The organism is Sulfophobococcus zilligii (assembly GCF_055398255.1).
Map to the genome: position 1 here is coordinate 1,332,651 of NZ_AP042406.1, position 13,280 is coordinate 1,345,930.

At 37.5% G+C, this 13,280-nt stretch carries 14 protein-coding genes and 1 pseudogene; 9 read left to right on the forward strand and 6 right to left on the reverse strand.

What is annotated here, in order from left to right; genetic code table 11:
• Nucleotides 1–147: 147 nt before the first annotated feature.
• Nucleotides 148–1,290, forward strand: coding sequence for a tRNA (guanine(6)-N2)-methyltransferase (gene trm14, locus ACZ5YP_RS07530; RefSeq protein ID WP_464835128.1), 1,143 nt, complete (start codon nt 148–150; stop codon nt 1,288–1,290).
• A gap of 63 nt (nt 1,291–1,353) precedes the next feature.
• Nucleotides 1,354–1,932, forward strand: a complete 579-nt coding sequence (locus ACZ5YP_RS07535; RefSeq protein WP_464835129.1) for a DUF998 domain-containing protein — start codon at nt 1,354–1,356, stop codon at nt 1,930–1,932.
• Nucleotides 1,933–1,998: 66 nt separating this feature from the next.
• Here the strand turns inward: ACZ5YP_RS07535 and ACZ5YP_RS07540 are convergent, their stop codons facing one another.
• Complete coding sequence (locus ACZ5YP_RS07540; protein WP_464835130.1) at nt 1,999–2,721, reverse strand: HD domain-containing protein; 723 nt, start codon at nt 2,719–2,721, stop codon at nt 1,999–2,001.
• A 79-nt stretch (nt 2,722–2,800) separates the two neighbouring features.
• Here ACZ5YP_RS07540 and ACZ5YP_RS07545 point away from each other — a divergent pair.
• Together ACZ5YP_RS07545 and ACZ5YP_RS07550 are read left to right on the forward strand one after the other, a co-directional pair.
• A pseudogene (locus tag ACZ5YP_RS07545) lies at nt 2,801–3,977 on the forward strand (thiolase domain-containing protein).
• Nucleotides 3,977–5,530 (forward strand): acyl-CoA carboxylase subunit beta, encoded by a 1,554-nt coding sequence (locus ACZ5YP_RS07550; RefSeq protein ID WP_464835131.1) that lies wholly within the window; start codon nt 3,977–3,979, stop codon nt 5,528–5,530. Before ACZ5YP_RS07545 ends, ACZ5YP_RS07550 begins: the two are co-directional and overlap by 1 nt.
• On the opposite strand, the gene ACZ5YP_RS07555 is transcribed toward ACZ5YP_RS07550, so the two are convergent.
• Nucleotides 5,525–6,055: a biotin/lipoyl-containing protein gene (locus tag ACZ5YP_RS07555; protein ID WP_464835132.1), complete on the reverse strand. Its 531-nt coding sequence runs from the start codon at nt 6,053–6,055 to the stop codon at nt 5,525–5,527. The genes ACZ5YP_RS07550 and ACZ5YP_RS07555 overlap by 6 nt on opposite strands.
• A gap of 162 nt (nt 6,056–6,217) precedes the next feature.
• On the opposite strand from ACZ5YP_RS07555, the gene twy1 reads away from it, so the two are divergent.
• Entirely contained in the window at nt 6,218–7,303 is a 1,086-nt protein-coding gene (gene twy1 / locus ACZ5YP_RS07560; RefSeq protein WP_464835981.1) for a 4-demethylwyosine synthase TYW1, read from the forward strand.
• Here the strand turns inward: twy1 and ACZ5YP_RS07565 are convergent.
• Nucleotides 7,300–8,046, reverse strand: coding sequence for a winged helix-turn-helix transcriptional regulator (locus tag ACZ5YP_RS07565; protein WP_464835133.1), 747 nt, complete (start codon nt 8,044–8,046; stop codon nt 7,300–7,302). The two genes, twy1 and ACZ5YP_RS07565, sit on opposite strands and share 4 nt — an antisense overlap.
• A gap of 76 nt (nt 8,047–8,122) precedes the next feature.
• Between ACZ5YP_RS07565 and ACZ5YP_RS07570 the strand changes: the two genes are divergently transcribed.
• The 3 genes from ACZ5YP_RS07570 to ACZ5YP_RS07580 all read left to right on the forward strand — a co-directional run bounded on the left by ACZ5YP_RS07570 (nt 8,123) and on the right by ACZ5YP_RS07580 (nt 11,042).
• A complete protein-coding gene (locus ACZ5YP_RS07570; RefSeq protein ID WP_464835134.1) occupies nt 8,123–8,881 on the forward strand; it encodes a thioredoxin family protein in 759 nt (252 codons plus the stop codon).
• A gap of 138 nt (nt 8,882–9,019) precedes the next feature.
• Nucleotides 9,020–9,229 carry a hypothetical protein gene (locus ACZ5YP_RS07575; RefSeq protein ID WP_464835135.1) on the forward strand — a complete coding sequence of 70 codons (210 nt, stop codon included), beginning with the start codon at nt 9,020–9,022 and terminating at the stop codon, nt 9,227–9,229.
• Between the two features lie 61 nt (nt 9,230–9,290).
• Nucleotides 9,291–11,042, forward strand: a complete 1,752-nt coding sequence (locus ACZ5YP_RS07580; RefSeq protein WP_464835136.1) for a type III PLP-dependent enzyme domain-containing protein — start codon at nt 9,291–9,293, stop codon at nt 11,040–11,042.
• Here the strand turns inward: ACZ5YP_RS07580 and ACZ5YP_RS07585 are convergent.
• Together ACZ5YP_RS07585 and ACZ5YP_RS07590 are read right to left on the reverse strand one after the other, a co-directional pair.
• Nucleotides 11,039–11,656, reverse strand: coding sequence for a nucleotidyltransferase family protein (locus tag ACZ5YP_RS07585; RefSeq protein WP_464835137.1), 618 nt, complete (start codon nt 11,654–11,656; stop codon nt 11,039–11,041). The two genes, ACZ5YP_RS07580 and ACZ5YP_RS07585, sit on opposite strands and share 4 nt — an antisense overlap.
• A 47-nt stretch (nt 11,657–11,703) precedes the next feature.
• The gene (locus tag ACZ5YP_RS07590; protein ID WP_464835138.1) at nt 11,704–12,363 is read right to left on the reverse strand and encodes a DUF47 domain-containing protein; all 660 of its coding nucleotides are present in this window, start codon (nt 12,361–12,363) and stop codon (nt 11,704–11,706) included.
• Nucleotides 12,364–12,525: 162 nt separating this feature from the next.
• On the opposite strand from ACZ5YP_RS07590, the gene ACZ5YP_RS07595 reads away from it, so the two are divergent.
• Nucleotides 12,526–12,915, forward strand: a complete 390-nt coding sequence (locus ACZ5YP_RS07595; protein ID WP_464835139.1) for a transcriptional regulator — start codon at nt 12,526–12,528, stop codon at nt 12,913–12,915.
• 1 nt (nt 12,916) lies between these two features.
• Here the strand turns inward: ACZ5YP_RS07595 and ACZ5YP_RS07600 are convergent, their stop codons facing one another.
• Nucleotides 12,917–13,237, reverse strand: coding sequence for a hypothetical protein (locus ACZ5YP_RS07600; RefSeq protein WP_464835140.1), 321 nt, complete (start codon nt 13,235–13,237; stop codon nt 12,917–12,919).
• Nucleotides 13,238–13,280: the final 43 nt, after the last annotated feature.

A 13,280-nucleotide genomic window follows, 5' to 3' on the forward strand; every position in this document is an offset into this window, starting at 1 on the left:
CTGGGGCGATGCGCTCACCAATCACTCGAGGACCACTTCATCACACCAAGTAATTCTATCTTTTTCACACGATAATAAAACTAAATCCTTCTTGGTTAAATCTAGATACTAGAAACCAGTAATGCCAGCTCTAATACTGGTGTCGACATGACTGAAAAATACAAGTGGTTTGCATCAACACCTATTGGAATAGAAGATATTGGTGCACAAGAAATAAACGAGATCACTGGTTGCTCTACAACTATTGAAATGGGTAAGATATTCTTTGAGGGGCCTCTCGACGCAATGTACTTATTGAACTATTATGCTAGAACAATAAATAGAGTCTACTTGTCACTGGCGAGAGGGGTATTCAATGATCTAAGGGATATCTATCATGAAGCTAAATCCATAGATTACACTACAATAATACCAGCAGAATCAACATTTGCAGTTAGATGTGAGCGGGCTGGAAGCCACGAATTCACTAGTCTCGACGTCGCCCGCGTCGTGGGACAGGCAGTAATAGACTCCTACTACGAGGCAACTGGGAGAAGACTAAAAGTAAACCTTGAAACACCCGATGTTGAAATACACGTATTCATTAGAGATAACGACTTCTTGATTGGTGTAAACACGACTGGTGAAGCACTCCACAAGAGAAAGTATAGAGTATTCGATCACCCCGCAGCGTTAAAAACAACTCTTGCAGCCGCTATGCTTAGAATAGCTGGCTACAATGGCGAACCATTACTAGACCCGCTGTGTGGAGGAGGTACTATTGTAATAGAGGCGGCTCATAAATCCAGGAAAACCCCTATTTTCTTATTTAGAAAAGAATACTTGTTTTCAAAGCTGAAAATACATGATTCCTTACTAGAAGACCTAGTTAAAAAGAAACTATTAAGTGAGATGAATAGAGACCTCTATGAAATAACATGTATGGATATAAGTGTTAAATCCATTGAGGGAGCACGTAGAAATGCCGAGTCAGCACTTGTATTAGACACTATTAAATTTAAAATCGGGGATGCTGCGAGAATTGAATCGTATACTGGTGTAGAAGCAGAGTTAATAGTTACTAATCCACCATATGGAATAAGGAGTCACAATTTAAAGAAAATAGAAGGGTTTTACAAAGACCTATTGAAAACATGGAGAGACAGGTATCCAGGAATTAAAGCAGTAGTTATAACAGCTTCAACCAAGCAGTTTGAAAACGCAGTACTAGCTACAAATGTAGAGATTAAATCTACTAGGTTTGTTATGCATGGTGGTTTACCAGCAAGAATATACTTAGTTAAAACATAAGTTTTATTGATCATATTTGTAGATATAAACTTTAGTAGTGTAGTTTCTAATAGGGGTGTAGTCGTGTCTACACCCGGTTATAAATGTTCTAGGATACCCATAGTCTTCGCTACATTATCTATTGCTGTCCCACTAATATTTATTGCAATGGCTGCCACACTATCAGGCTGGTTTAATATATATGAAAATGCCCTCAGTGATCTAGGACATGCAGTAAAAAGCAATGTGGCATGGATATTTAATTTGGGATTAACCCTTGGTGGGGCGCTAATAATTGCTACCAGTGTAAAATACATTGTAGACGCTGATAGATTAGTAGGCGGTTTAATCTTGTTTATGGGTTATGCATTAATCTTGGTTGGAACATTTGACAAAGTCTACAGAGAGCTCCACTTCCAGGTTTCAGCATTATTCTTCATTCTTCTATTGCTCACTGTATTAATTTACCCTATTCGTAGTGGAAAAAAGAAAATAGTTCCAATAGCGGTATTAGTTATCGTTGTAAACATTATTGTATGGTATTTCCACTTTGCTTCTAGAATACCTCCAGGAGCTGCAATACCAGAGTTGATATCGGTGTTTTCAGCACTATACTTCTACATTGATGCTGTTAAACACTATTCATTAAAGACTTGTAAATAATCTTCCATTATCAACAATTCTAAATAACTTCTTTTTTAAACAAAATGATTAATCCTTCATTGAGGTTTAGTTAGTAGTGGGTTTGCTCTCTAATTCCTGGCATAATTTATCTATTAAAGACTTATATTCTTGGCTGGATGATATAGCTGTTGAGATTACTTGTTTCAACCCTATTGTCTTCACGGCGTAGTCTACGGCTTTAAATACACTACATGTTTTTTCTAGTTCTTTAACTCTATTTAAGAGTATGTTTTGTGTGAATTCTCCGATTCGAGCATCTATACTGTCTGCTAAGTGTACTATAAACCCCTCTATTGTTGAAAACGGTACTTGACCGTGTACTTCGCTTATAGCTCTAATTAGTTTATCGGGTGCGTTTCTCTTTGCTAATTCCGCTATGATGCTATAGTCGTGTGAGAGATACCAGTCTTCGCGTGCTTTATATCCTCCTCCAACGGGGTCTATAGTGTACTGGTAGTATTTGAAGATATCGTGGAGTATGGCTGTTGCTATAACTAGGTCTCTATCTACTTTCAATCCATATACTTCTTCGAAAACATCTACAATCTTCAGTGCGAGGAGTGTTACTGAATACGTGTGTATTATTAATCCACCAGTGTAGAAGTGGTGTTTTCTAGGTGCTGCTGGTGATTCCTCGATTTTTATTAGTGGTTTTATATCGGTGAATGCTAGTACTGGGTTGTCTATAATGTCTAATACTAGTTTTTGTAGTTCTACGTTGTTTATTTGACGGGCTAGTTCTCTAAGTGATTCAAGACTGGTATTCATTAACTACACCTATTTCTACACGTCTTGTTTTTATACCTCACGTGTAATACCTTAATATGGGTTATCAAGGGTGTATGGTTTGGAACGAGTATTTATTATTGGAGTTGGAATGACAAAAATAGGTAGATTCTACGAGAAGCATGCAAAAGAATTGTTTGCTGAGGCATTGTGGAAGGCTATAGAAGACGCTGGTGGAGTAAAACCACAAGCAATAGTTGTTGGAAATATGACTTCAAGCGTGTTAATGGGGCAGGATAGTCTTGGTGCAATGATGGCTGACTACGCTGGTTTCAGGGGTCTACCAGCATTTAAAGTAGAAGCAGCTTGTGGCAGTGGTGGAGCCGCGCTATATGCTGCTTACGCCCTTGTTAAATCAGGTATGGTAGACGTCGTAGCTGCTGGAGGAGTAGAAAAACTAACAGAAGCAAATACAGAGTTTGTAACACGTGCTCTCGCTCAGGCTGCAGATGCCGACTACGAGGTATTTTATGGTGCCACATTTACTGGATTAAACGCAATGGTTGCAAGACTGTATAAATCACTCTTCGGCTACACTGATGAAGACCTATCTCACTGGCCTGTTAAAATGCACGAGTATGCCAGCTACAACCCCTATGCACAGCTACCTAGAAAAACAACACTTGAAGAAGTAATGGAGAGCCCGTTAATAGCAGATCCAATAAGACTATTCCATGCAGCTCCACTAGGTGATGGAGCAGCAGTTGTACTACTAGTAAGAGGAGAGGAGAGAGCTAGAGAAATAGCTAGAAAAATAGGTAGAGACACACTCATAGAAGTAGCAAGCGTGGCACTAGCTACAGATAGCGTTGATTTAACAACTAGAAACGACTTGTTAACAATGGACTCTACTGTTAAAGCAGCTCGTGAAGCACTACAAAAAGCAAACATAGAGTTGAAACAAGTAGACTACGTTGAACTTCACGATGCATTCCACGTAACTGGATTTGTAGCACTAGAAGACCTTGGATTCGCGCCAAAAGGACTCGCCGCTAAATTATTCAAAGAAGGAAGATTCCAAAAGGGAGATAAACCAGAAGTAAACTTTAGTGGAGGACTCAAAGCCAGAGGACACCCTGTTGGAGCTACAGGTATATACCAGGTTGCAGAAGCCGCTGATGCAGTTAAGAGGAGACTTCCCGGGCTACAAAGCAAGTGATCCAGCGGTAGCTATGACACACAATATTGGTGGAATAAGTACAATTGCAGCTGTTTCAATTCTAAAGAGGGTAAAGTAATGAGTAGTCATGAAGAGCTATTGAAAAAAGTAAGAGAATACCGCGAACTATCTATCCAGGGAGGAGGAAAAGACAAAATACAGCAACAAAAAGAAAAAGGCAAGTTATGGGTACGCGAGAGACTTGATAAACTCCTAGATCCAGGTTCATTTGTTGAATTACAATGGATGAGAATACATAGATCAAGCTACTTCGGCCTCGACAAGCAGAAATTCTATGGAGACGGCGTAGTTACTGGTTATGGTAGGATAAATGGGAGACTAGTATTTGTCTATGCGCAAGACTTTACAGTGCTAGGAGGAAGTATTGGAGAAGTACATGGAGAGAAAATCGCGAGAACAATAGAACAAGCAATACAAGTCGGAGTACCAGTAATTGGACTTTACGATTCTGGAGGAGCCAGAATTCAGGAGGGTGTTGCTTCACTACATGGTTGTGGAAGAATATTTCATGCAAACGTCAAAGCTAGTGGCGTAATTCCCCAGATAGCTGTAATTATGGGTCCATGTGCAGGTGCAGCGGCATATAGTCCAGCACTAATGGACTTTGTAATAATTGTCAAAGGATCATATATGTTTATCACAGGCCCCGAAGTAGTTAAAGCAGCTACTGGTGTATCAGTTACATTTGAACAACTAGGTGGAGCAGATGTCCACGGATCAATAAGTGGTGTAGCACACTTTATAGCGGAAAACGAAGAACACGCATTTGAAATCGTCAAGAAACTACTATCATATCTTCCAAACAACAGCGCGGAAGAACCACCATTTGTTCCATCCGACGACCCCGTTGATAGACGACTAGAAGAACTATACGAAGTAGTTCCAACTGATTCAGCAAAACCATTTGATGTAAAACAAGTTATTAGATCTATAGTAGACAACGGCGACTTCCTAGAAGTCCACGCAAACTACGCTAAATCAGCTGTTGTAGGTTTTGGTAGAATAGGCGGGTATACAGTTGGAATAGTAGCTAATCAACCAGCCGTTAATGCTGGTGTAATAGATATAGATGCAAGCAATAAAATAGCGAGATTTGTAAGATTTTGTGATGCATTCAATATACCAATAGTAACACTAGTTGATACGCCCGGCTTTATGCCCGGAGTAGACCAAGAACACGGCGGTATAATTAAACACGGTGCAAAAGTACTCCACGCATACGCTGAAGCAACAGTACCCAAAATAACAGTAATTATGAGAAAAGCTTACGGTGGTGCATACATAGCAATGGGTAGTCTCTCACTGGGCAGTGATATCAACTACGCGTGGCCAACAGCAGAAATAGCTGTAATGGGCCCCGAAGGAGCAGTTAGAATACTCTATAGAAGAGAAATAGAGAAAGCACCAGACCCAGAAGCATTCTATAGAGAAAAACTGAAAGAGTATAGAGAAGTATTTGCAAACCCGTTTAGAGCAGCTGAACTAGGATACGTTGACGAAGTTATAGATGTAGCTGATACTAGAAAGAAGATATATGATGCACTAGTATTACTGTCAACTAAGAGAGCTGAACTACCACCCTTCAAAAAACACACTAATATACCGTTATGACGTAGAAGGCCGGATTTTAATTATTTTATCTCCTTTATTCACTGTTTTACCTTGTTCAACATATACTTCTTCTACTGTACCAGCCATGTGTGCTTTTATTTCAATAATCATTTTCATAGACTCCAATAAAGCAACAGTATCTCCTTGTTTAACGAGATCTCCTTGTTTAACTTTTACTTCCACGACCCTACCAGTAATTGGAGATGTCAATACGTTTTGTTCGAGTACTTGGATTGCCATGGTTTCTTTTTGCCTTTTCTTCTCTTCTTCAACCACCTCGTATTTCACATCAAATACCAGTGGTGGTATATAGTCTACAAAAACACCCGATTTACTAGAGCGGACAATGTGTTTTTCTCCGTTGACGTTTAAAACGTATTTTCCATTATCTGCTTTCTCTACAACTACTCTGTATAAAACACCTGATTTTACATCTTTAAAGACAAGGCTTCTCTTAGATTTCTCTTGTAGTTCGAGTTCTATTTGTTCACCGGTAATTGTTTTCAACTTGTATATCTTTGGCAATTAACTTCCACCTCAGTAACGCCAACCTTCTTCATCAATCAGTCGCGGGTTCGCTCATCACTCAACTGTATTAATACGCTATGTGATTATTAAGCATTCATATATGAGTTTCTATATTAGGCACTATATAACGATGTTATAGTAGAGGTGGCTGGGTTGACTATAGACTTTAAAGCTATTAAGCAAAAACGCGAGGAATTTTGGACTAGTAACCCGGTATACAAGGCTATATATGATAGATTAGTCAAGCAAGGATATCATTTAATTGGTACAATAGGAGCAGTTAAAAGATGTCACTGGACAAAAGAAGCGGTGCTAAGACATAGATTTTGCTATAAGTGTTTATGGTATGGTATTGAAAGCCACCGTTGTATACAAATGACTCCTGTCGTAGCATGGTGTTGGAATAGATGTCTACATTGTTGGAGAATACAATTCGAAGATATTGGAATGCACTGGGATGACACTAGACCACCAGTAATAGACGATCCAGAAGTATTAGTTGAAGAGAGCATTATGACTCATAGACAAATAATGGCTGGCTACAAGGGTAATCCTAAAGCAGATCAGAAAATGGTTGAAGAAGCAATGAATCCAAAACACGCGGCGATAAGTCTCGCTGGAGAACCACTATTATATCCAAGACTAGGCGAGCTCATAGAGGAATACCATAAACGTGGTATAACAACGTTTCTTGTAACTCATGGTACAAGACCAGATGTATTGAAAAACCTGGAAAAAGAGCCTTCTCAATTATATATAAGCATGGAGGCTTGGAGTAAAGAGACCTATGAGTACTTCAATAGACCATCTGTTCCAAGAGCTTGGGAGCTCTTCCAGGAAACTATAGATTATGTTAGATCCTTCAGGTCCCCCGTTGTTTATAGAATAACTATTGTAAAAGGATTTAACGATAATGAAGAAGCACTTAGAGCATTTGCTAAATTCATTGAGAGAGGTAATCCACACTATGTAGAAGTAAAAGCCTATATGTTTATAGGTGGAAGCCGTGCGAGATTGACAAGAGATAATATGCCATCACATAGTGAAATTAGGAGTGTAGCACAGAAACTAAGCGAGTTAACTGGTTACAAAGTGCTCAGCGAGTCAATACCAAGTCGTATTGTATTACTGAGTAGATTAGATAAGCCCATAAGACATGGTAAGGGCTGTCCAGACGGTGTAGAACACCCAGAGAAATATGCACCTGCATTGACAGAGGAATACGAGGAAATGGAAGAAGGCTAGGAGACTAATCTATATTCTTTACCCGCGTGGAGGATTACAAGAGCTTCTCTCCTCATTTCTTCTAAGAGGAGTTTTTCATAAGTAGTGAGTTTGTCTATGTCTGATACTTTTAGTGGAAATCTAGATTTAAATTCATGGTAGAATGTAGAGTCAACTACCAGCGACCCTATTCTCACGAGTTTGTTTTCATTAATTAATCTATCTATTATACTACCGTATTTAGTATATGCTTCGTTATAGGGTTGAACTGGCGGATCAATAGTTAAACCATTTTCTCTTTTTTCTCTTCTACTTTGAAGTGCTAGTTCAATGTTTCTTACTTGGTTTTCTAAGCTAGCTACTTTCTTTTCTAGTAGACTTATTCTATTCAGTATTTCATTTATTAATTCTCTGTATTCAATACTGGTTTCTCTGTTTACGGTACTAGTAGCACTCTGTATTTCAGTTAGTTGAATTGCTTGTTCTTCTTGTGGTGTTGGAGGTTGTGTTTCTCTTATTTCACTGGTTTTCTTCTCGCCTGCCTCACTAACCCCTTTTTCTAGGTATTCGAGGAATTTCATACCACGCTGAGTAAGTAGAAATCCCTTGCCGGCTTTTTCAATATAGCCGGCTGTTTTCAACTTATATAGAATTACTTTGATTTTGTTTATGTCGACTTCGAGTATACTAGCTAGGTCTTTTGGTGATAATCCAGGATTGTCTCTTAGAGTTTCTAGTACTCTGTGTTGAAGTGTTTTCTTCAATTCTACCTCCACTATAAATTAAGTTTTTAAAGGTTTTTTTCTCTTTAGTTATAACCGAGTTATAGGTGTAAACATAATGAGTGCTTTATTCGACGAAGAGACAGTAAATGAATTGAAAAAAATATTTAGTGGACTAAGAAAGAACATGAAAGACGTTTTAATAATAGACTCACTAGAGAATCCAGGTATTACTGGAGAACACCATCACCACCACGACTACGAAGAAGAAATAGAAAAATACGGTTTAATCGTACACTGTCATACATGTGGAGAAGCAAAACTACTAGCTGACGAATTAACTAGAATAAGCGGTGGAAAACTAAGTTTTGAAGTACACGATGTTAAAACCGGTAAAATCTATAATCCACGCTATCTACCAGCATTTATATATGACACACCAGGTAGAAATGTAAGATACTATGGAATACCCAGCGGGCAAGAATTCGCTCCATTTATATTCATACACGAATATATATCAGAAGGCGTAAAACTATCAGAAGAACTAGTAGAGGAAATTGAAGCTATTGATACTCCACTACACGTAAAGGTATTTGTAACACCAGAATGCCCCTATTGTCCACTAGTAGTCGACTTTATGAATCAAGTAGGAGTACTCAATAAAAACATTATAGTCGAGACAATAGAGGCCTTTGAAAACCCAATTGAAGCCGACAGGTATGGAGTACAATACGTACCATTTGTAGCAATAACAAGAATTGAAGACTACCACGTCTACGGTGCTAAACCACTAGAAGTAATACCCGGCTATATGCCAAACGAAGAAATGGTAGAAGTAATAAAGAAAGCAGCTGCAAAAGCAAGAAAATCTAAATAGATGGAAATATAAAGACTAAACATACTTATTTTTTCTAGGGATGAGGAAAGTCCTCCTGAACGAGGGATGAGTGGTTCACGGACCGCCCGACCCGTGGTTTATTAGTTTACTACTATGAATACATTTATCGGGGTCTAATTGAGCGTTGATTTCAATAGAATAATAGCTAAAGCAAGCAATTACGAAGCTATAATGTTAAATCAAGCCCTCGAGTTAATAGAAGAAATAATTAATCTCCAAGTCGAAGTAGACCAGAGCAACCTAGATGACGAGTCAAAAACAAAACTGAAAAGTCTACTTGAAAAACTAAAAGAAGATGTTTTAAACGAGTTGTTCTACCCACAGTAATTGATTTAAACCCCTATAATATCATGGTTGAAGTAGAGTTTAGACAAGGGCAAATATAGAAATGGACAGCAATTGGAATATAAACATAGCAAGAAAAATTTATGGATTAGAAAACTATGTGAGAGAATCTTATATAAATGTAGATGAAGAAGGTTATCTATATATTAATGTAAACAATAAGAAAATCAGAGTAAAAGAATTAATGGACAATTTAAAACTCGACATTGCCTATATAAGAATACTACCAGCAATCGGTAAAACAATGGATATGGTTTACACAGCATTTAAAACTATAGCTGAAGGACTGGGCTACACGGGAGGATTCCAGCCAGTTTTCCCCATGAAGGTTAATCCAACACCAATAGTAATAGAAGCCATATTTGAATATGGAGAAAAGTATAAATGGGGATTTAATACAGGGTCAATTGGCGAAGTACGCACATTGATAAAACTAGCCGAGAAATACCAGCCTAGAATACTGATATACGACGGTGTAGTTACAGAAAACGTTGTCCAGGAACTACTCAAGCTATATAGACTTGGCTGGAGGATATTTGTAGATATTGAAAGTGAAAACGACCTTGAAGTACTATCTAAGTATCCACAGTTAGAAATAGGAATTAGAGTAAAACCAATTGTTAAACTCCATGGAAAGTGGTCTGGCTCGGTTGGTCTTGGAAGTAAGTTTGGAGTGACAACTAACGCCCTGGTGAAACTGAAAACAGACTATAAATTCATAACTGAGAGAGCAAGTTTATTACACATGCATCCCGGCTCTCAGCTCTACAAAATACAAGACCTTAAAAACTACTTTGTAGAAGTTAGACAAGTCTATAATGAATTAAAACAACTTGGATTTGAAAACATTCAAATAGTTGACCCTGGAGGAGGAATGGCGTATCCATACATTGATGCACGTGACGGCGAAGAAGAATCACCAGATTATACTGTTACAGACTACTTCAAAGAACTATTAAACACTATGATATCTATTACACCAAATCCAATACTGGTTTTTGAAGGAGGTAGATTTATTGTTTCATCACATAGAATAGTTGCAACTAAAGTAGTTGATGTAAGAACATATTCAGCAGTACACGCCCTCCGCGAACAAGTAGCAGATGTAAAAGAATTTAACAATCTAGAAGAGGTAAAATTGTTTCTCGATAAAATAGAGAAGTTAATCCACGATATAAGATCTGCGCCGCAACTAGAAAACGGCCGTAGAGAGTTATACGAAGAACTCGTAGCTATGCTACGCGAAGACTTACCCTCTAGAGTAATGGAACTTGTTAAAACAGGGAGAATTAAAATCGAAGATTTAGTTAAAGACCAGAAAATATTTAGGTTAATAACGTCTCCAACAAAGAGATTTGTATTGAATATGTCTATATTCGCTGATATACCAGACGCTGTCCTCGTAGACCAGTACTTCCAACCACTACCAGCACAAAGACTCAACGAGCCACCACATGTACTAGCATCTCTTAGTGATTTAACATGTGATAGTATGGGAGAAATAAAGTTGTTTATTAGTGGTGGAAGAAAACTACAATTGGATTCACCAATATTTACTCTCCTAGATGGAAAGCTCATTGGTATACCAGGATACAAGATAAAAATACGGGGTGTACCATTACACCTACCAAGTAAACATGAAAACTACTACGTAGTCTTTCTAGATACAGGTGCATATCAAGACCCACTAGCAATGAAACACAATTTAATATATGGAGCACCCGAAGTCATTATTAGAGAGAAAAACGGCGAGATAAGTATTGAACTAGTAAGACACGAAGAACTATACACCTAGATAAACAATGTGTTTTTTACTCTTAATACATCTAGAATAGTGTCTAGATCTAATACTACTCCTGGGTAATTAGTTTCAACAACAAGTGTCCTATCGAGGTATTTCAAAGTAACTTCTTTTAAGCCCTTTCTCTCCTCGCTTATTTCTAGTAGTGATGGAATTAATCTATATGAGAATATTATTGGGTGTCCCCGCCGACCCATGTAAGATGCTACAACTATATCTTTTGATTCAAGGAATTCATAAAAACGCACTGTAAGGAGAGAGTATATTCCCGGATGGATCCACGCGCAATCGCCTGGATTGATCATTACTCCTTTAAACCCATTATAATGTTTTAAAACATATTTTACACCGTGTTTAATTGAGGTACTCATACCTACAGTGTAGTCTGGGTTGTAAGTGATTTCTACGTTTAACCCGTGTTCTCTGATTACACTACTTATTTCTTCATGCATATGCCCAGTAACTACTATTACATGGTCGATACAATTACATTCAATGATGTTTTCAATTGTTTGTATAATTAATGGTTTCTCACGATATTTATACAGGAGTTTGTTACCGGGAAATCTCTTGCTCTCTCCAGCAGCTGTAATAATAGCTATAATCAATATAAAACACCAGTAAGTTTCGAGTTTTAAACTGTGTTGTTTTAGAGTTATATTCGTGTGATAAAGTGGAGTCTATATAAATCTGCAATAGACTCGCATTTATCGCTTATTTCTTCAATGTCGTCTACTACTATTGGTAGTGCAATACATACTACGTTATAACTAGTCATGCAGTATTTGTATACTTCTTCTAGTGTTTTTAATCGTAATTCATCTACTTCTTTTTCAATCTTCTCTGTTATTGAAACAATTTCTTGCTCGTCTATACTGGTGGATTCGTGTGGTTTAACTAGTTGGAGGAGTTGTCCAGCTGATTTAACAGATAGACTTGTCATTTCTTTTAGGAGGCTGTGTATGTTTTCTGGAATGACAAGGTTTATGTGTTTAAATATCAGGAATTTCTTGGCGATTGCTTTAGCTAGACCTGTAATGTCTTCAACGCTTAAAACAAACTTCATGTAGTCTTCTTTATCTTCTGGGTGTAGTCTACTAATTCTTATTAAGTTAAATAGTGTTTTCTTTAACTCGTCTGCTTCGTGCTCTATAGTATTGACTTCTTCGTATTTTGCACTCAAAGTGTTTAAATCTATAGAGTTGTATTGCGAGACAATATCATTTAATATTTCAACGGCTCTAACAGCTAGTTTTATGTGGAGAGATATATTGTTAAGTAATTCTTCGAGAAGCTTTCCCCCAATAGTTTTCATTATTAACCCCTTGCAATTTTATCTAGTATCCTGGGTCTCTTATATTCGTTTGGAATACACATTTAAAATACAAACTTATAATTTGCAGGTTATTGTTAATGTAAGATATATAAGATTGATAATATATAAGATGTTTTTACAAATAAAGTAATGGTGTTTGAAATGGAGTATCAAGACATATGTGGAATATACGATATAAGATTTCTAGTTAAAAGAGGTATTATTATAACACCACCTACATTGAAAACACTAGATGCAGTTATAACATTGAAACGCGCTACAGCCGACGACGTCGCAAAGTATACTGGTAGAGCTAGAACTATTGAATCTAGATATCTAGCGAAATTAAATAAACTAGGTATTATTGCGAGAGTTAAAGAAGGTAGAAAGACCTATTATCTAGAGCCAATATATGCAGTACAACAATACTATAGCTTATATGGAGAAAGTATTACACCAGAACAGCTAGCACACATGATTGGTATGCCAGCAGACATTGTAAAAATGATCATTGAAATGATGAAAACAAGTAGTAAGCAGACACAACAATAAACTATTCTTTCTTTGACTTCAAGGGAATTACAACACTAATAGCTTCTTCTCCCCCAGTTTCCGGGTTTTCAACATAGAATTTAAGCTCTAGTTTATACGCATTATAATTAGATTCCTTTATACCTTTAGCAAGTGCTTCAACAATTTTTGTTATCAATAGAGTACGAGAGACCTCAGCATTCAGTGTCGCAAACCTATCGAGAACGGCGAGGACATCTTCATCCAACCTGAGGGATATAGTCTTCTTTCTCTGCTTTAATGGCAATTCAATTATAATTCCACGCATCGCTGAATTGCTGGGATAGCTGATAACAGCATTCACCGATTTTCCACCAATTTTGAGTTAAAGAACTCAGTACTTAAAA